This window comes from Actinopolyspora lacussalsi subsp. righensis (assembly GCF_900116555.1).
Taxonomy (GTDB): domain Bacteria; phylum Actinomycetota; class Actinomycetes; order Mycobacteriales; family Pseudonocardiaceae; genus Actinopolyspora; species Actinopolyspora lacussalsi.
Genome location: NZ_FPAT01000012.1, coordinates 91,374 through 109,298, shown reverse-complemented (window position 1 = coordinate 109,298; position 17,925 = coordinate 91,374). Strand labels below are relative to the sequence as shown.

Genomic DNA, 17,925 nt, shown 5'->3' with positions numbered 1-17,925 from the left:
TGTCGCCCTCGTCACTCCGGAACCCCGCCGGGCCCTTCCTGGCTCACGTTCGGTCCTTCCGGGCTCACGGCATCGAGCTCGCCACGCGTTCGAAGGCCTCGGTGAGCAGGTCCCAGAAGGCACGCTGCTCGAGCGCGGTGGCCACCAGCGCGTTGTGGTCGGCTTCCGGGGCGAAGTCGGTGACCGTCATCCCCGAGGTGAACCGACCGGAGGTCTCCACGTCCACCCGGGCACGCACCGTGGTGAACAGTTCCGGCGCGATCACGTGCGCCACCGCGCACGCGTCGTGGATGGCCGGTCCCTCGTCCCGGTACTGCCGATTGCTGCCGTAGAAGTCCAGGCAGGGGGAGAGCAGTTCCTCCTGCAACTTCCCCAGCCCGACGAAGCGTTGCCTGACCTCGGAGGTCGCCCTCGCCTGGTGCGTCAGATCGAGCCCGAACATCACAGGCTCCCACGGCGCGTCGAAGACCACGCTCGCCGCCTCCGGGTCGGCCCCGATGTTGAACTCGGCGGCCGGGGTGAGGTTGCCACGCGTGTAGGAACCACCCATGACGACGAACTCGCGCACCCACTCGGCCAGCCGGGGTTCCTTGCGCAGCGCCAGCGCGACGTTGGTCAGCGGCCCCACGGCCACCAGGCTGATCTCGCCGGGGGAAGCCGCGACCGTGTCTATGATGAAGTCCACCGCGTGCCGCGTATCAGGCTCGGACTTCGCCGTGGGCAGCACCACGTCGCCCAGGCCGGTGGCGCCGTGCACGGTGGAGGCGGTGTCCGGTGCGCGCAGCAGCGGTCGGTCGGCGCCGCGAGCCACCGGCACGTCCATGCCGTAGAACTCGGTCAGGCTCAGCGCGTTCGGCGTGGTGTGCTCCAGCCCCACATTGCCCGCCACCGTGGTTATCCCGACGACCTCCAGCTCGGGCGAACCGTGCGCCAGGGCTATCGCCAGCGCGTCGTCGATGCCGGGATCGCAGTCCAGCAGGATCCGTTTCAACCTCTCAACCCTTCGTCTCCTGGTACGACTTCGCCACCCGGCTCACCCGACGGAGTCGGCGATCGACTTCGCTTCCTTGGAGCCGGTCTCCAACGAGCGGCAGCAGTACACGATCCAGGCGGCCACCCCATCGCTCTCGCCCGAGGCGAATCCGGCCGCGGCCGAAGCGTACTCCTGCTGCCTGCGAAAATGGGACACTTCCGGAACGACGAGCCCCTTGGGGTCCAGGCCGCTGCCGATCACGGTCAGGCGTGCCGCCGCTCGCGCGATCACCCCGTCGACCTCTCCGAAGGGGGCCAGCGCCAGCAGTTCCCCGTGCACCACGGCGGCCTGCACCGGACCGGGGACCGTGCCCTGCGCCTGCCCACCGAGTTCGGTGATCATCCTGGCCAGCAGGTCCAGCCGTGTCGAGACCTCCGGGTCGGCGCGTGGACGCCCGAGGCGTTCCTGCTCGTCCGCCCCCACGAGATCGGCCGCGGCCAGCACGTGCAGTCGGGCCAGGGCCTGCAGCGGGGCGCGTTGCCAGGTCGGCAACAGCGGGCCCAGCGCTTCGGCGGCCCGCAGCGAGCCCGCCAGCAGCGGATCGGTGACCTCGCCGCCCTCGGGGATCTCGGTGGCCCCACCGGCCACCGCCGCGGAGGCACGCGCCGCGCGCACCGAAGCCTCCGCCGCCGTGGTCGCCCAGCCCCTACGGTTCGTCGGGTGTTCGTGGACCTCGTCGATCGCGGCCCTCGCCGCGTCGATCGCCTCCGGCACACCCGGGAGTCCCACCAGCGGGCGTAGCGATTCCTGCGCGTTCACGGGTCCAGACGCTACCCGTCCGCTCGGGTGACGCCGTACCCCTCCGTGCCGCTGCTCACCAGCGGGCCGTCGATTCGGGGACCTCGTCCCCGGCACGAGTCCCGACACGACAGGCCCGCGAACTGTCGCACGCTACGAGTCCACCAGTTCGAGCAGCTTCGACACCGTGTTCCAGTTCCGGGTGGTCGCGACGGTCTCCCCCAACACGGCCGGACGGTTCAGGGCGTCGGCGAGCCCGGATCTGCCGATGCCGTCCGGAAGGTACATGTAGATCACCCGGTCGCCGAGCCGGAACCGCTCGGGCTGGAAACCCGCCGCGTCGATCGTGGTCGTCCGCTCCTCCGGAAGCCGATGGGACAGGAAGCTCGCGTGCAGGAGTTTTCCGTGCCCCGCGGCCTCCGGGAAGGGATTGCCCGCCACGACCTCCCGCAGGTAGCCGGCTTCGCGGACCAGGCACGACACGTGCGCCCCGAACCGTCGTTCGATCCCGCGTTCCAGCAGTTCGCCCAGGGCCGATTCGTCGCCCGAGTCGTGGCTGAACACGAGGTTGCCGCTGTTGAGGTGGCTGCGTACTTCCTCGAAGCCCAGTTCCAGGGCGAGTTCCCGCGAACCCGCCATGTCGACCCTGGTTCGCCCGCCGACGTTCACACCGCGCAACAGCGCGACGTAGCGGGTGTTCGTTCCGGTGGTGCTCACGTTCGCACCGTATCCCGAGGGGCCGACTTCGGCGGGGCTTCGAGTTCCGTGTGCCTACGGGAGTTCCGCGGCTTCGCGGGGAGGTGGGTGGTTCCACCGGGATCCTTCCACCGGGATCCGGCGCGTCTCGTGGAAGTTCGAACGGAGCTCGACAGCTGTGCACGAGTAGTGTTTTCGTCTCGCTCTCCTCCGGGCGTACTCACCTGAACGTGGGTAATTGTTCCGAGTGAGCTTGTATCACTCGGTGATGTCCGTTGCAGGGGGTTCCGGTCCGCCGCGCGTGGCTCGGCCGAAGGGGATCACGCGCTCGTGCGCTACTCGTGCGGGGTATTCACAGTTGCCGTCACAGCGGCCAGAATCGTGGCGACAGCGGATGATCGGTGCCGTTCACGTGCGACTGATGTAGTGCGTTTCGCATTCGTGCGGCTTAGGATCGACACGCGGAGGCGATGCCGTCCCGGTCTTTCGAGGAACGTCTCCGGGGAGACTGGATCCCCCGGAAAAATTGGTCTCAACCTTTGCTCGATTCCCTCTATCGAATTAAGCCGAATCCCACTACGGTTCGGTTACAGACAGAGCTGTAGCAGCAGCGACGGAGGTTCGACACCGATGAGTCAGCCCGACGGGCAGAGCAACACGTTGGACAACCTGCTCGAGGAGAACAGGACGTTCCCACCCGCAGCGGACTTCGCGGCGCAGGCGAACGCCACCGCCGAACTCCACGACCGGGCAGCCGAGGATCGGCTGGGCTTCTGGGCGGAGCAGGCCCGTCGCTTACAGTGGGACTCCGACTGGGACCAGGTGCTGGACTGGTCGAACGCCCCCTTCGCGAAGTGGTTCGTCGGAGGCAGGCTCAACGTCGCCCACAACTGCGTGGACCGGCACGTCGAAGCGGGCAACGGCGACCGGGTGGCGATCTACTGGGAGGGCGAACCCGGCGACTCGCGCAGGATCACCTACTCCGAGCTGCGTGACGAGGTCTCCAGGACCGCCAACGCGCTGACCGAACTCGGGGTCGGCTCCGGGGACCGCGTCGCGATCTACCTGCCGATGCTGCCCGAGGCAGTGTTCGCCATGCTCGCCTGCGCCCGGCTGGGTGCCCTGCACAGCGTGGTCTTCGGCGGGTTCTCCTCGGAGGCGTTGCGCAGCCGGATCAACGATGCCGAGGCCAAAGTGGTCATCACCTGCGACGGTCAGTTCCGGCGCGGTTCGGCGGCGCCGCTGAAGGCCAACGTCGACGAGGCCGTCACCGACACCCCCAGCGTCGAGCACGTGCTGGTCGTGCGTCGCACCGCGAGCGAGGTCGGCTGGGACGCCGACCGGGACCTCTGGTGGCACGACGTGGTCGACCGGCAGAGCGCGACGCACACACCCGAGTCGTTCGACTCCGAACACCCGCTGTTCATCCTCTACACCTCGGGCACCACCGGCAAACCCAAGGGCATCCTGCACACCTCGGGCGGCTACCTGACGCAGGCCGCCTACACCCACAACGCGGTGTTCGACCTCAAGCCGGAATCCGATGTGTACTGGTGCACCGCCGACATCGGCTGGGTCACCGGACACACCTACATCGTCTACGGGCCGTTGGCCAACGGTGCCAGCCAGGTCATCTACGAGGGCACCCCCAACAGCCCGCACGAGGGCAGGCACTGGGAGATCGTGCAGAAGTACGGGGTGACCACCTACTACACGGCCCCGACCCTGATCCGCACCTTCATGAAGTGGGGAGCCGAGATCCCCGCCCAGTACGACCTGTCCACCCTGCGGGTGCTCGGAACCGTGGGCGAACCGATCAACCCCGAGGCGTGGACCTGGTTCCGCGAGCACATCGGGAGCGGCCGTACGCCCATCGTGGACACCTGGTGGCAGACCGAGACCGGCGGCATCATGATCTCCCCGCTTCCCGGTGTGACCTCGGCCAAGCCCGGTTCCGCGCAGCAGCCGCTGCCCGGACTGTCGGCCACCGTGGTCGACGAGAGCGGCACGCCGGTCGGCAGGGGAGAAGGCGGTCTGCTGGTGCTCGACAAGCCCTGGCCGGGCATGTTGCGCGGTATCTGGGGCGACGACCAGCGCTTCAGGGACACCTACTGGGCGCGGTTCGCCGAGCAGGGCTACTACTTCGCCGGTGACGGCGCCAAGTACGACAGCGACGGTGACATCTGGCTGCTGGGCCGGGTGGACGACGTCATGAACGTCTCCGGGCACCGCATCTCCACCACCGAGGTGGAGTCCGCCCTGGTCTCGCACCCCACGGTCGCCGAGGCCGCCGTGGTGGGCGCCGAGGACGCCACCACCGGCCAGGGCATCGTCGCGTTCGTCATCCTGCGCGGTGGCAGCGGCGAGGACGCGGGCGGCGACACGGCCATCTCCACCCTGCGGGAGCACGTGGCGCACGAGATCGGCCCCATCGCCAAACCCCGGCAGATCATGGTGGTTTCCGAGCTGCCCAAGACCCGGTCCGGCAAGATCATGCGCAGGCTGTTGCGCGACGTGGCGGAGAACCGCCAGGTCGGGGACGTCTCCACTCTCGCCGATTCGAGCGTCATGGATCAGATCAGTGCCGGGATGAAGTCCGGCGGCGACGACTGAGGGCGGGACCGCGTCGGCTCGGTCGGAGTAGCGGCGCGGGTGGCGGAACCTCCGGTGCGGCTCTCGCCGCGGGAGGCCCGACCTCGGGTAGCGACCTACCCAACGTCGGGCCTTCCTCGCGAGAGCCGCACGCGAGAACCCGCGGCGGTGCCGACCACGAGGGGATCGGGGTTCGCCCTGCGTCGAAGCGGCCCGGCCTCGCGATGCATCCGACTCACGCACCGGTGTCCCCGGCGCTACCGGCGCGGCGATTTCGCGAGAAATCGACGCCGCCGCTCTCGCGCCGGTAGCTGAGCGGTAGGGCAGCCCCGAGCCCTTCGGTGTCCGATAAGTCCCGTCGGGGCGGTTCGTCCCGATCCGGACCCGCCTCGTCGAGTGGGGCGGAACCGCCGGAATACCTTCCGCGAGAGACGATCCCGGATGCCGCTCGATTTTTCTCACATCCCGGATGTTCACCCGCCTGCCCCCGAATGGTCGATCCAGGGGGCCGCATTCGAGTGATCCACCGAAACCCCAGTTCACAGCGGGTTCAGTTGTGGATTAACAACTTTTTCCCCGGTTGGCAACCCCCGGTCTCCTCGCCGCCCCGCCGGCGTCGCCATGCCGGTCTCGACGGGGCGGAACGGACGTTCTCCCGTGTTAAGCTCAGCCGCGGGGCGAGCCGGAAAACGGTCATTGTGGAGTACGTGACGTAACAATCTCAGGAGCACCTCCGTGGCGAAGTCGCAGCGCAACCGATCAAAACGGTCCGGCGCCCCGGAGGCTCGGGGGTTCGACTTCGGTTCGTACCTGCGAAACGAAACTGTCGGTGGCATGTTCATGCTCGCTGCCACGGTGGTCGCGCTGGTAGCCGCCAACTCCCCGGCATCGCACCTTTACGCGGGGGTTCGTGACTTCACGATCGGTCCGCACTTCCTGCACCTGGACCTCACCGTGGGGGAGTGGGCCAAGGACGGCCTGCTTGCCATCTTCTTCTTCGTGGCAGGACTGGAGCTCAAGCGCGAGCTGGTCCTGGGGGACCTGGCCGACCGCAAGAAGGCCACGCTGCCGGTGCTCGCCGCGCTCGGCGGCATGATCGTGCCCGCCGTGCTGGCTGTCGCCATCGGACACGGTGCGCCCGGCGCCGCCCAGGCGTGGGCGATCCCGGTGGCCACCGACATCGCCTTCGCGCTCGGTGTGCTCTCCCTGACGGCCTCGGCCATGCCCACCACCGCCCGCGTCTTCCTGCTCAGCCTCGCCGTGGTGGACGACCTGGGGGCCATCATCGTCATCGCGGTGCTGTTCACCAGCGGGATGAACCTGATCGCGCTGCTGGTGGCGGTGCTGCTCTGCGTCGGTTACTGGTACGCCCAGCACCGCCGCATTCGGACCTCGTGGCTCTACGTGCCGCTGGCTGTGGCCACCTGGGTCGCGGTGCACAGCAGCGGAGTGCACGCCACGATCGCCGGTGTGGCGCTCGGCCTGCTCACCAGGGTTCGGCCCGATCCCTACGAACATGCCTCGCCCTCGATGCGGCTGGAACACCGGTTGCAGCCGTGGTCGGCCGCCCTGGTGGTGCCCGTGTTCGCGCTGTTCGCCGCCGGTGTTCCGGTCGGGCTGGACGCGCTCAGCAGCGTCTTCCAGGACCGGATCGCGATCGCGGTCATGGTCGGGTTGGTGGTCGGCAAGCTGATCGGGATCTTCGGTACCTCGTTCGTCGCCATCAAGCTCGGGTTCGGCAGTCCACCGCAGGGGGTCACCTGGAGTGACCTGTTCGCACTGGCGATGCTGGGTGGTGTCGGCTTCACCGTCAGCCTGCTGATCGCCGATCTCTCGCTGGCGGGGGCGGCGGCGGACCGGGCCAAGGCAGCCGTGCTGATCGCTTCCGCGGTCGCCTCGATCGTGGCCACGTTGATGCTGGTCTTCCGCAAGCAGCACAGCTCCACGCACACGACCTGAGCTTCTGGTTTTTCCCGGTCGTTCCGCGTGGCGGTGCCGGTGGCGTCGATCTCTCGCGAAATCGCCGGGCCAGTGCGGCAGCGCGGTCCCGGTCTCCGTCAATTTCTCGCGAAATCGCCGCGCCCCTTCGACGCAGGCCGCCACTCCAACCACCCTCGCAGGTCGAACTCCGACCACCTTCGCCACCGGCACCGCCGCGGGTTCTCCGGTGCGGCTCTCGCGAGGAAGGCCCGACGTTGTGTAGGTCGCTACCCCATGTCTCCGGCCCTCGTTCACAGAAGTGCCTGCGGCTCCGCAGCTCGTTTTCGGTGCGAGGTCGATTCCGCGCGGAATCGACCTCGCACGCGCCGTTCGTCGGAACGGGACCATGCGATTAAGCAGCGCACGTGTCCCCGGTGCGTGAGTCGGATGCATTGCGAGGCCGGGCCGCTCGCCGCGTAGGTCGCTACTCAAGAGCCGGCCCAACGCCGCAAGGCGCCGACTCACGTGACGGCTACGTAACCGCCCGGGCAAAGTACCGCTGTTGGATCCCACAGGGGCGCGTCACTGCGTGGGTGTTGTTCGCTCGTGGCACGATAACGAGCGTGAACAGCTCCCAGAACAAACAACACGACGGGGCCGGCACCACCGCCGAGTCGGCCGTGACCTCGATTCCGCTGTCCGAAGAGGGCACCGGTTCCGGAGGCGAGCAGTCCATCGGCTCCCTGGGGCGGGACGTCGCCACGCATCTGTCCTCGTTGGTGCGTGGCGAGCTGGAGCTGGCCAAGGCCGAGATCTCGAATGAGGCCCGCAAGGCCCTCAAGGGCAGTGTCTACTTCGTCCTGGCACTGACGGTGCTGGCCTTCAGCAGCTTTTTCCTGTTCTTCACCCTCGCCGAGGGGCTCCACGCGCTCGGACTGTGGCGCTGGGCCTCCTTCGGCATCGTGTTCCTGGTCATGCTGCTGGTGACCATCGTACTGGCCCTGTTCGGCTACCGGCGCGTGCGCAAGATATCGGCCCCCAGGCGAACGATGGACTCGTTGCGCGAGACCGCGCAGCTGCGCCACCGGCACTCGCAGGACTCCGCCGAGCGGCCTCAGCCTTCCGAGTGAGGCCCGCCGCGCGTGGCCCGTGTCCGTCCGGAGACGGGCGCACACGCGGGGCGACCGCCCCTCGGCCCGACGCGTCCTCCGGATCACTCGGTGCAAACACCGGTCGCCACCTCCGACGACAGGGTGGGTGCCGCTGCCACCTCGTCGGCCACCTCGGACGCGGTCAGCGCGAACCCGGTATTCGGGTCGTCGACGGCGGCACCGAACACCAGGCCGACCACTTCACCGTCCGGGTTGATGAGTGGACCTCCGGAGTTGCCGCTCTGCACCTGGGCGCGCACGGTGTACACATCGCGCGTCACCGTGTCCTCGCCGTAGATGTTCGGTCCGCGCAGGTCGATCCGCTCCCGGACCCTGCCCGCCGAGGCGGTGTAGGGGCCGTCCAGCGGGTAACCGAGCACGATCACGTTCGTGCCGGAGTTCGCGGGCTGTGAGACGAACTCCAACGGCTCCGCGTCCAGCGCGGGAACGGACAGCACGGCCACGTCCTCCTCCTCGTCGAAGAGCACCACGTTGGCCGCGAAGCGCCCCCGTCCGATCTCCACGAACACGCTGTCGGTGCCCGCGACCACGTGGGCGTTGGTCACCACTCTGTTCGGGGCCACGACGAAGCCGGTTCCCTCCAGTGCGCGTCCGCACTCCGGAGCCCTGCCGCGTATCTTGACGATGCTGGGGCGGAGATCCCGCACCACCTCGCTGCGTGCCAGCGCCGGGTTCGGTGCCTCGATACGGGCCACCGGTGTGCGGGAGAACGGTTGTACCGCGTCCGGGAACCCGCTGACCCCCAGCACCTTCCGCAGTTCGGACGGCAGTTCGCGCGCGGCGTCCGGCATCATCGAGTCCACGGTGCGCAGCACGCTCGACCTGCTGACGCTACCCGCGAGCCCCGGCAGCGCCGAGGCGGAGGTCAGTGGCAGCGCCACCAGCCAGGCCACCACGAACACCGCCACGCCCTGCAGCAGGGCACCCAACGTGTTGTCGACACCGATCAGTCTCCGGTGCCCGGTGATCCGTTCCCGAAGTTGGTGGCCCGCCCACATGCCCGCCGTCTCGCCCAGCGCCACGAGCAGCACGACGATGCCGATCCCGAATCCGATTCGGGCAGCCGCGCTGTCGAGCTGTTCGAGCAGCAGCGGTGCCGAGCGCACCCCGACGATCGCACCGGCGAGTACTCCGATGAACGACAGTGCCGCGGTGACCATGCCGTGGCGCGCGCCGGACGCGGCGGCCAGCACCGCCAGCGCCACCACGAGCAAGTCGACCCAGTTCACCGGTCACCTCGGCTTTCGTTCCTCGGAAGTTGTCCGCGAGTTCGTCTTCCGTTCGGGTGCCCGGCCCGGTGGGCCGGAGCCCGGCGGTCGCTTCGGACGCGTGGCAGGACGGGCAGGCACGGGACGGCTGTCCGAAGTGCCCTCCACCGTCGGTGACGCGCCGAATCGGCCGCCGGTTCGGCGTGCGGGAGAACCAAGGTTCCCAGACCGGCACCGGGATCATTATCCGAACCCGGGATCGTCGATGTCGACAGCGGCCTGCCAGGCTTCGCTCAGTTCCCGCACGTCTCCACGGTTCCACCCTCGTGACCAACCCGCGAGGTCGAGCACGCCGTCCAGCAGCCCGCCGGTGAATCCCCAGACCAGCATGCTCGGTACGAGGAAGGCCGGGGTGGTCCTGCCGCCGATGCGGACGTTGAGCCGGTTGCTCGGTCGCGTCAGCATCGAGATCGGCACGCGTGCCACGGCCGCCGTTTCCGCCGGGTCCACCGCTTCGACCGGACCGGGGTCGTGCCAGTGGGCCAGCACCGGGGTCACCCGGAAGTCACTGTGCGCGAGGTAGAGCTCGGGCAGCGTCGCGGCCGGGGTGATTCCCGAGGGCAGCACGCCGACCTCCTCGATCGCCTCCCGCAGTGCGGTGTCCACCGGTCCCTCGTCCCCGTCGTCGGTGGCACCACCGGGAAAGGCCACCTGTCCGGGATGCGAGTTCAGGTTGTCCGCGCGGCGCAGCAGCAGCACGTCTGGGTCGCCGTCCCGACCGGGGTCCTCGCCGAACAGGATCAGCACCGCGGCGGGGCGGACGTCCTCGCGATCGGGCGGACGCAGCCATCCCAGGGAGTTCGCGTCCACATCGGCGGTGCGTTCCACCAGTGGCCGCAGCCAGGCGGGTAACTCGTTCGGTTCGATCAGCGGTCCGTGTTCCTCGTTCACCGCGCCTCCAGTTTCCGCTGTACCGCCGAGGCGACCTCGTCCGCGGACTCGAACACTTCGACGGGCATTCGCTCGACCTCTCCCGAAGGAGTGACGAGGTAGCTGGCGGGAAGCGGTTTCGGCACCCGCAGTCCACGGGAGAGCTCTCCCCGCGTGTCGTGGATCATCGGTAGCCGCACGTCGAGTTCGCGCAGCAGCCGCAGCCCGCTCTCGGGGGTGCTGCGTACCTGCACACCGACCACGCGCACTTCGTCCTGCCGCTCGGCGTAGTCCCGCAGCGCGGGCAGTTCCTCGCGGCACGGCGCGCACCAGCTCGCCCAGACGTTGATCAGGGTGGTTCCCGAGGCCGTCAGCTCGCCCAGGTCGGCCCGGGAACCGTCGCCCAGGCAGCTACCCGTGGCTCCCCGCAGCCGTGAGGGCGGCTCGCCGCCCTCGGTCGGTTCGCAACCGGGGAGCCCGGCCTCCGCGCGCAGGGCCGCGAGGTCACCGGTGGTTCGGTTCGTGCCGGTGGGGGCGGGGCTCTCCGGTCGCGTGGGGGTTCGATCCCGTGGCCACAGCGCGACCACGGCCAGCGCCGCCACCGCCAGCACGATCAGGGTCCACCTGAGCTCGCTGCCGAACCGGAACCGTTTCGAGCGCTCCGGAGTCATCCCGCCGACTCCCGTGCGGCGGGTTCACCGGCACGCTCATCCGTGCTGGGTTCGGTCGTGGAACCGGTGGTCACCCCCGCGAGCTCCAGCAGCCGGTCGGCTTCCGAGCCGCTCACGAGTTCGGCGGCCGTCCCCGGATCGGTGGGGCCCGTGCCGTACGAGGGGCAGTCCTTGGCCAGCAGGCAGGCGCCGCAGGCAGGCTTGCGCGAGTGGCACACCCGTCGACCGTGGAAGATCACCCGGTGCGAGAGCATCGTCCACTCCGAGCGAGGGATGAGCTCGCCGACCGCGCTCTCCACCTTGACCGGGTCCTCCTCCGTGGTCCAACCCCAGCGGCGAACGAGCCTGCCGAAGTGCGTGTCCACCGTCAGTCCCGGGACGTCGAAGGCGTTGCCCAGGATCACGTTCGCGGTCTTGCGGCCGATCCCCGGCAGCTTGACCAGCTCGGACAACGTGGCGGGCACCTCGCCGTCGTGCCGCTCCACCAGTGCGGCTCCCAGGCCCAGCAGCGAGTTGGCCTTGTTGCGATAGAAACCGGTGGGACGGATCAGCTCCTCCAGCTCGGTGCGGTCGGCCCCGGCGTAGTCGGCCGCGGTCGGGTAGCGGGCGAACAGCCCGGGCGTGACCTCGTTGACGCGTTTGTCGGTGCACTGCGCCGAGAGGATGGTGGCCACCGTCAGCTGTAGCGGCGTCTCGAAGTTCAGCTCGCAGTGCGCGTCCGGATAGGCGTCGGCGAGCGCACGCATGATCCTGCGTGCCCGTCGCACCAGGCCGAGCCGGGTCTCGCCGGTGCGCCTCCGCTTCGGTTCGGTGTCGTGCTCTGGGCGGTCTGGAACTGGTTCGGACACCCCCCTAGCTTACGGATCGCGAGTCCCGTCGGGTCCCCAACCGGTCGGCGGAGGGGAGCGTCCGGTGATTCCGGGGCCCGATAGATTCGGGTGTGTCCGGCAGCTGCTCCCACGACGTGGGCCGCTGTCAAGCACCCCGGTTGCGGAACGCACCGACGGATGAGCGAAGATTGGGTCACAATGACTGCCTGGTTCGTGATCGTCGTACCGCTTGTGATCATGTTTTTCACGCTCTTCATGGAGCGTGTCGAAGCACGGCTTCGGCATGTCGCGGTGCAGGAGAACGAGGTGGAGGAGCTGCTGGAGAACGCCCGGCCCGACGAGGTTCGGGCGCTGTTCCGGCAGGGAATTGGACGTGCGCTGGAGCTGTTCCAGCTTCGCAGGGTGGGACGCGCCGGCAGACTACGAACCCGCCGTTCGCGTGACCGGTCGTAGACTGGTCGGTGGTGATAGGCGGCACACGCCGGTACCGCTTCGAGTGACGGTGCCGGTGTCGAGAGCAGCCGCCGCGTCTCAACATGGAGGGACGAGGTGGACGAGACCCTGTCGCGGGCCGGCATCTTCCAGGGTGTGGAGCCGGCCGCCGCGGAGGCACTTACGCAATCGCTGGAACCGGTGGAGTTCTCGCGGGGACACGTGATTTTCGCCGAGGGGGAGCCGGGGGATCGCCTCTACATCCTCCAGTCCGGCAAGGTCAAGCTGGGCAGGAAATCCCCGGACGGTCGGGAGAACCTGCTCGCGATCATGGGCCCCTCGGACATGTTCGGGGAGCTGTCCATCTTCGATCCGGGACCGCGGACATCGACCGCCACGACGGTGACCGACGTGCGGGCGTTGACCATGGACCGCAGTGCGCTGCGGCAGTGGATCGGAACTCGGCCGGAGATCGCCGAACAGCTGCTCCGGGTCGTGGCCCGCAGGCTGCGCCGGACGAACGGCATGCTCGCGGACCTGATCTTCACTGACGTACCCGGTCGGGTCGCCAAGGCGTTGTTGCAGCTCGCGCAACGTTTCGGCAGCCAGGAGTCCGGTCTGCTGCGGGTCACGCACGATCTGACCCAGGAGGAGATCGCGCAGTACGTCGGGGCTTCCCGGGAAACCGTCAACAAGGCGTTGGCCGACTTCGCGCATCGCGGATGGCTGCGGCTCGAGGGCAAGAGCGTGCTGATCCTCGATCCCGAGCGGCTGGCGCGCCGTGCCCGCTGATTCCGTTCGCGGAAAGCGGGACCTCGCGTAGTCGACGCCGGTTTCGGCGTCCGCGGCACACCGACCGCCCACTGCTTCGCGCCTGACGGGCGCGGTTGGAGCGGCCGGTGCGTATCAGCATGTCCGCACACCTTCGGTGCTAGCGGTACTTCACGTGGGACGGCCGGCCCCGAGCGGGGGCCGGCCCCGCGTGTCCGGAGTGCCCCGCGTGTCCGGAGTGTTCTCACCGCTCCCACTGCTCGGGAAGCCTGATTCGGCACGGCCCCCACGTACCGGTGCGCACAAAAAGAAGGAACCGGGCGCCACCCCCGACGCGGCGCTCCGGCTCCCTCTTCTCGCGTGGTCCGTCCCCCGACCAACCACGCTTTTTCCCCGATCCCTCGATGGTCGGCCCCGAACCAACGCACCGAAGGCTTGTTCTTCGGTTCTTCCGCCGCCGAGTCGACCGCGGTGCGGCTCTGGCGACCGGTTCCCGATGGCTACGCCGAGTGTTCTCGCGATCACCCGTGCGTTGCACACTCTCAGCTTGCGCCATTCGAGCCGCCTTGCCAAGCCCTTTCACTCATGAAGACGTATCGGAAGCGCCCGGGGTTGCGTGTCGGTCCCGAATTTTTCAGTTCTTTTTCGGCGGGGTCGCTTGATCGGGCTGACCTGCGAATTCGTTTCGTGTCACGTGCGGGTGGCCGGTCGGACGGTGAGCGGGATAACGCGAAAACCAGTGGTACTGGCGTACCACTTTCGTGATACTGGCACGCGTGTCCCACTCCGTCTCACTGGCCGACTACCGCGCGGCGCTGCGTACCCGAGGCGCCGCCGCTCCCGTACTGACCTCGTTGCTCGCCAGGCTGCCCGTGGCGATGATCGGGCTGGCCCTGTTGCTCTACGTGCAACGAGTGACCGGTTCCTTCGGCGTGGCCGGACTGGTCTCGGCGGGCAACCTCGTGGGCGTGGCCGTCGGGTCGGTGGTGCAGGGGCGGATCATGGATCGGCTGGGGCCCACCCGACCGCTGCTCGTGGTATCGGCGGTGTTCACCGGTTTCGTCGCCGCCGAGATCGCGGCCGTCGAGCTGGGCGGGGCAGCGGTACCGATGATCGTGCTCGCCGTGGCCGTCGGGCTGACCGAGCCGATGACGGGTCCCGCATCGCGGGCGCTCTGGACCCGGCTGCTCCCGCCGGGCCGCACCAGGGACGCCGCCTATTCCTACGAGGCCATCAGCATGGAGGTGTTCTTCATCCTGGGGCCGGGCATAGCCGGCCTGCTGGTCAACACGCCCTGGGCCGGTACCGGACTCCTCGTCGGGGCGTGCTGCATGGTCACGGGAAGCATAGGGTTCGCGCTCACCCCGGCGGCCAGGCGGCACCGGCCGGTGGAACGCTCCGACGCCGTCGGCTCTCTGCTGGGGGCGCTCGCCGCCCCCGGGATGCGCACCGTCGCGCTGGCGGCGTTCGGGTTCGGCGCGCTGCTGGGCATGGTGGAGGTCGCGGTTCCGGCCGCCGCCGAACGCGCGGGCCACGCCGCGCTCGGCGGCCTGCTGCTCAGCGTGCTGTCCGTGAGCTCGGTCGTGGTCGGCGTGCTCTATGGGATGCGTCCCTGGCCGCGACCCATGTACCTGCGGCTGCCCGCGCTGCTCTCGGTGTTCGCGGTGCTCATAGCGCTGCTGGCGTTGCCGGAGACCCTCCTCGGGCTGACGGTGGCACTGCTGGTGGCGGGCACGCTGATAACTCCGCAGTCCACCGCTCACTCCGTCGCGTTGGAGGGTGCCGCGCCTCCCGGAACGGCCACCGAGGCGTTCAGCTGGGTCATCACGGCGGTGACGCTGGGCTCGGCCTTCGGGCAGTCCGTGAGCGGACAGCTCGTGGAGCTGGCCGCGCCGCCCACGGCCTTCCTGGTGGCCAGCGGTATCGGGCTGGTGCTCGGCGCGCTGCTCTGGTTCCGCCGCCGCACCCTGCTCACCGAGGACGATCCGCGCCCGGTGCCGAGCTTCGCCGAAACCCGCTGACCGGCTCCGGCCGGGTTCCTCCTCCAGGGGGATTCCAGCCGGAACGAGGGGAGGTGGGAGTGCTCTCCGGGCTCGGGACGCCGGAGCGGGAACGAGCGGTGGGTTTCGCCGGTGAGCATCCGAGGCCCGAACGGGGGTTGGGCCGAGCCGGTGACACGGTTCAGCCGAGCTCGCCGAGTTCGCGCAGGTGGTTCAGCTGCGCCCGCACGGTGCTCTCGGCGGCGGGCCGCACGGCCGGATCCACGTCCGCGTAGACGATGTCCACCACCTCACCCGGCTCGCCAGTGCCGCCGAGCTTCCGCAGCGCCGCCCGCACCTGCTCCAGCCGCTGTCGCCGGTGGTCCAGGTAGGTCGCGGCGGCCTGCCGCGCGTCCGGCTGCTCCGGACCGTGCCCGGGAAGCAACCAGGTGCTCCCGGCGAGTTCGGTCAACCTGCGCAGCGATTCCAGGTACGAGCCCAGGTCACCGTCCTCGGCAGTGACCACCGTGGTCCCCCGGCCGAGGATGCTGTCACCCGAGAACAGCGCCGCCACGCCGTCGTGCTCGGTGTGCAGGCACAGCGAGTCCGCCGTGTGACCGGGCGTCGCCATGACCCGCAGTCGTACACCCGCGGCGTCGACCGTCTCGCCCTCGCGCAGCGGGCCCGAGCCGAATCCCGGTGTCCGCGCGGTGCCGTCCACGCACAGCTCCGGGTCCAGCGCCCGTACCGGTGCGCCGGTGAGCTCGACGAACTCCGCCACGCCCTCGGTGTGGTCGGGATGGTGGTGGGTGAGCAGCACCCCGGTGATCCGGGCCTGCTCCCGTAACGTCCGCAGGTGCTCCCGCTCCGAGGGGCCGGGGTCGATCACGATCCGTTCGTCGGATTCGGGCGCGCCCACCAGCCAGGTGTTCGTGCCGTCCAGCGTCATCGCGTTCGGGTTCCGCGCCAGCAGCACGGTCGCGAAGTCGAGCACCCGACGCGGGGTGCCGGGGGCGGGGTGCTCCAACGTCGACGAGGTCAACTCGTGTCCTTTCCTGCTCGTCCGAGGTCGGGGTCGGGCCGACCGGGGTGCCCTCCGGCGGGTCTCACGACTCCCGGTAGGGCGGTTCCGGCAGCACCACCCGCCATGCTCCGTCCTGCCGCACGATCTTGGGAACGACCTTGTCGATACTCCGTTCGGCGCGCAGCGCGCCCGCGACGTCGTCGTGCTCCGCGAGCTCGGACAGCGTCACCCACGTGGGCGGCAGCAGCCCGTTGTGCCCGGCGCGCCAGTCCGCCAGCGCGTCCTCGGGGGTGCGCCAGTAGGCCTCGGCCGCCTCCCCGGTGCGGGCGTCCGCCCGCTGCCCCTCGGGAACGGTGGTCACGAAGAAGCGCGTGTCGTACCGTCGCGGCTCCATCTCGGGAGTGACCCAGTTCGACCACGGGACCAGCAGGTCGGCACGCAGCACCAGCCCGTGGCTCCGCAGCATCCCCGCCAGCGACAGTTCCTTGGTGACCAGCGCGTGCCGTTCGGCGTCGTAGCGCGCGGTGTCGGTGACCACGTGGTCGGGGCTCTCGCCCGCCAACAGGACACCGGCCTCCTCGAACGTCTCCCGCACGGCGGCGCAGACCAGTGCGCGCGCCAGGTCCGTCCCGCAGCCGAGCCGCCGCGCCCAGTGCTCCGGCTCCGGGCCGTGCCAGGCGATCGACGCCTCCTCGTCGCGGGGGTCCACCCCGCCACCAGGGAACGCCGTCATGCCGCCCGCGAACGGCATGCCGCGCACCCGGCGTTGCAGGAACGCCTCCGGACCCGTCGGTCCGTCCCGCAGCAGCACCACGGTGGCAGCGTCGCGCGGGGTGACCGGTGGATCGGTCGTCTCCTCCGGGATCATGCCGTCCGGCAGGGTCAGTTCTTCCGGCAGTCGCATGACAGCGACTCTAGAGGTCCGATGCCGGTTCGGTCTGCGGTAACGGCCCGATCCACGGTAGAGCGCTCCCGTGCCCGGCGAACCCCTCGGACGCGCCACCCCATCGGACAACTCGCCCTCGTACTCGCCCCTGACCCGGTCACAGTGAGTCGGGACGAGCGTCATGGCTTCTTGTCGTGCTCGGCAAAAGACGCCAACTTGGTTGTTTTCCATGTGGATGGATTGCATGGAAAACAAATGGAGTCCTTCATCCGTGTGCGAGGCTGTGTCCATGACGTTCGCGTTGTTCTTGCTCGCCGGCTTCCTGGCAGCGCTCCCCGTCTTCGGTATCCTGTTGCTGTGGCGTAAGCATCCGCAGCGGCGAAGGACCTCAGCGTTGCTGCAACTACTGGGTGCCATAGCCCTCTCAGTAGTCTTCTTGCTCGTCGTCGGTGCTTTCATCGAGGCAAGTACGGCATCGACGGCCATGCTCGCCCTGCTCGCGCCGACTACTATCGCAAGTGCGGCCGTTGCGATGGTTTTGAATCGGATGGTCAACCAGCAGGAAGGGACACAGCGGTAAACCGAATTCGCGGATTCGGTTGTTCCTGGAGCGGGTCGCAGTAGACCGGGGTCCAGTCCCTCGTCTGTTTTTCCTTTTGAATCGCTCCCCGAGAGTTGGACTGTGCGATTCAGTGCTGACTGGCGGGGAGCGGTCGCGTGTCCGGTCTCAGTCGAACCGGTTGGACTTCACGGCGTCGATGAACGCGGTCCACTGGGTGTCGGTGGTGGTGAAGTATCCGGCGGAGCGGTCCTTGGTGTCACGCACCGCCGCGCCGTCGGCCACGCGGCCGACCTCGACGCAGCTCGTGCGTTGTCCCGATCGGCTCGATTTGCGCCAGTTGGCGGGCATAAGTGCTGTCATAGTGGCTGTTCTCCTCGTTCTCGATGATGCCGACCATGAGTTCCGTTGTGGCGACGGAGCTCAGCGTTACGTTTAGCATCCTTATCCACCGCGAGCCCTTATCCACCGCGAGCCGGTGTGT

Annotated in this window: 17 protein-coding genes; 7 read left to right on the top strand and 10 right to left on the bottom strand. The window is 69.0% G+C overall.

Annotation, left to right across the window (positions count from 1 at the left end):
* Positions 1 to 64: 64 nt before the first annotated feature.
* From BM394_RS18890 to BM394_RS18880, 3 genes are all read right to left on the bottom strand, one after another.
* On the bottom strand, positions 65 to 991 hold the full coding sequence (locus BM394_RS18890; protein ID WP_092980353.1) for a nucleoside hydrolase: 927 nt from the start codon (positions 989 to 991) through the stop codon (positions 65 to 67).
* 42 nt (positions 992 to 1,033) lie between these two features.
* Positions 1,034 to 1,792, bottom strand: a complete 759-nt coding sequence (locus BM394_RS18885; RefSeq protein WP_092980351.1) for a Fic family protein — start codon at positions 1,790 to 1,792, stop codon at positions 1,034 to 1,036.
* 132 nt (positions 1,793 to 1,924) lie between these two features.
* Complete coding sequence (locus tag BM394_RS18880) at positions 1,925 to 2,488, bottom strand: DUF1697 domain-containing protein (RefSeq protein WP_092980350.1); 564 nt, start codon at positions 2,486 to 2,488, stop codon at positions 1,925 to 1,927.
* Between the two features lie 609 nt (positions 2,489 to 3,097).
* Between BM394_RS18880 and acs the strand changes: the two genes are divergently transcribed.
* From acs to BM394_RS18865, 3 genes are all read left to right on the top strand, one after another.
* Entirely contained in the window at positions 3,098 to 5,080 is a 1,983-nt protein-coding gene (gene acs, locus BM394_RS18875) for an acetate--CoA ligase (protein ID WP_092980348.1), read from the top strand.
* 714 nt (positions 5,081 to 5,794) lie between these two features.
* Positions 5,795 to 7,018, top strand: coding sequence for a Na+/H+ antiporter NhaA (nhaA, locus tag BM394_RS18870; RefSeq protein WP_092980346.1), 1,224 nt, complete (start codon positions 5,795 to 5,797; stop codon positions 7,016 to 7,018).
* A 575-nt stretch (positions 7,019 to 7,593) separates the two neighbouring features.
* Complete coding sequence (locus BM394_RS18865) at positions 7,594 to 8,109, top strand: phage holin family protein (protein ID WP_092980476.1); 516 nt, start codon at positions 7,594 to 7,596, stop codon at positions 8,107 to 8,109.
* A gap of 83 nt (positions 8,110 to 8,192) precedes the next feature.
* Here the strand turns inward: BM394_RS18865 and BM394_RS18860 are convergent, their stop codons facing one another.
* The 4 genes from BM394_RS18860 to nth all read right to left on the bottom strand — a co-directional run bounded on the left by BM394_RS18860 (position 8,193) and on the right by nth (position 11,808).
* Positions 8,193 to 9,380: a MarP family serine protease gene (locus BM394_RS18860; protein ID WP_092980344.1), complete on the bottom strand. Its 1,188-nt coding sequence runs from the start codon at positions 9,378 to 9,380 to the stop codon at positions 8,193 to 8,195.
* A gap of 222 nt (positions 9,381 to 9,602) precedes the next feature.
* Positions 9,603 to 10,310, bottom strand: a complete 708-nt coding sequence (locus BM394_RS18855) for an NUDIX hydrolase (protein ID WP_092980342.1) — start codon at positions 10,308 to 10,310, stop codon at positions 9,603 to 9,605.
* Positions 10,307 to 10,960, bottom strand: a complete 654-nt coding sequence (locus tag BM394_RS18850; RefSeq protein WP_092980340.1) for a TlpA family protein disulfide reductase — start codon at positions 10,958 to 10,960, stop codon at positions 10,307 to 10,309. The genes BM394_RS18855 and BM394_RS18850 overlap by 4 nt, the downstream gene beginning before the upstream one ends.
* Entirely contained in the window at positions 10,957 to 11,808 is an 852-nt protein-coding gene (gene nth / locus BM394_RS18845) for an endonuclease III (RefSeq protein ID WP_245780296.1), read from the bottom strand. Before nth ends, BM394_RS18850 begins: the two co-directional genes overlap by 4 nt.
* A 180-nt stretch (positions 11,809 to 11,988) precedes the next feature.
* Here nth and BM394_RS18840 point away from each other — a divergent pair, with 180 nt between their 5' ends.
* The 3 genes from BM394_RS18840 (at position 11,989) to BM394_RS18830 (ending at position 15,014) form a co-directional block, all read left to right on the top strand.
* A complete protein-coding gene (locus tag BM394_RS18840; RefSeq protein WP_019855884.1) occupies positions 11,989 to 12,243 on the top strand; it encodes a hypothetical protein in 255 nt (84 codons plus the stop codon).
* 96 nt (positions 12,244 to 12,339) lie between these two features.
* Positions 12,340 to 13,014, top strand: coding sequence for a Crp/Fnr family transcriptional regulator (locus BM394_RS18835; RefSeq protein ID WP_092628218.1), 675 nt, complete (start codon positions 12,340 to 12,342; stop codon positions 13,012 to 13,014).
* 755 nt (positions 13,015 to 13,769) lie between these two features.
* The gene (locus BM394_RS18830; protein WP_245780295.1) at positions 13,770 to 15,014 is read left to right on the top strand and encodes an MFS transporter; all 1,245 of its coding nucleotides are present in this window, start codon (positions 13,770 to 13,772) and stop codon (positions 15,012 to 15,014) included.
* Between the two features lie 160 nt (positions 15,015 to 15,174).
* Here the strand turns inward: BM394_RS18830 and BM394_RS18825 are convergent, their stop codons facing one another.
* Both BM394_RS18825 and BM394_RS18820 read right to left on the bottom strand, forming a co-directional pair.
* Complete coding sequence (locus BM394_RS18825) at positions 15,175 to 16,014, bottom strand: MBL fold metallo-hydrolase (RefSeq protein ID WP_217643591.1); 840 nt, start codon at positions 16,012 to 16,014, stop codon at positions 15,175 to 15,177.
* 64 nt (positions 16,015 to 16,078) lie between these two features.
* Entirely contained in the window at positions 16,079 to 16,900 is an 822-nt protein-coding gene (locus tag BM394_RS18820; protein ID WP_092980337.1) for an NUDIX hydrolase, read from the bottom strand.
* Between the two features lie 271 nt (positions 16,901 to 17,171).
* Between BM394_RS18820 and BM394_RS18815 the strand changes: the two genes are divergently transcribed.
* Entirely contained in the window at positions 17,172 to 17,462 is a 291-nt protein-coding gene (locus BM394_RS18815; protein WP_139235264.1) for a hypothetical protein, read from the top strand.
* A 147-nt stretch (positions 17,463 to 17,609) separates the two neighbouring features.
* On the opposite strand, the gene BM394_RS18810 is transcribed toward BM394_RS18815, so the two are convergent.
* Positions 17,610 to 17,804: a DUF397 domain-containing protein gene (locus BM394_RS18810; RefSeq protein WP_092980333.1), complete on the bottom strand. Its 195-nt coding sequence runs from the start codon at positions 17,802 to 17,804 to the stop codon at positions 17,610 to 17,612.
* Between the last annotated feature and the right edge of the window lie 121 nt (positions 17,805 to 17,925).

Excerpts from the sequence above, each read along its gene's own strand:
- BM394_RS18840 (WP_019855884.1), top strand. The coding sequence starts at position 11,989 with ATGACTGCCTGGTTCGTGATCGTCGTACCGCTTGTGATCATGTTTTTC.
- acs (WP_092980348.1), top strand. The coding sequence starts at position 3,098 with ATGAGTCAGCCCGACGGGCAGAGCAACACGTTGGACAACCTGCTCGAG.
- BM394_RS18820 (WP_092980337.1), bottom strand. The coding sequence starts at position 16,900 with ATGCGACTGCCGGAAGAACTGACCCTGCCGGACGGCATGATCCCGGAG.
- BM394_RS18810 (WP_092980333.1), bottom strand. The coding sequence starts at position 17,804 with ATGACAGCACTTATGCCCGCCAACTGGCGCAAATCGAGCCGATCGGGA.
- BM394_RS18815 (WP_139235264.1), top strand. The coding sequence starts at position 17,172 with ATGACGTTCGCGTTGTTCTTGCTCGCCGGCTTCCTGGCAGCGCTCCCC.
- BM394_RS18850 (WP_092980340.1), bottom strand. The coding sequence starts at position 10,960 with ATGACTCCGGAGCGCTCGAAACGGTTCCGGTTCGGCAGCGAGCTCAGG.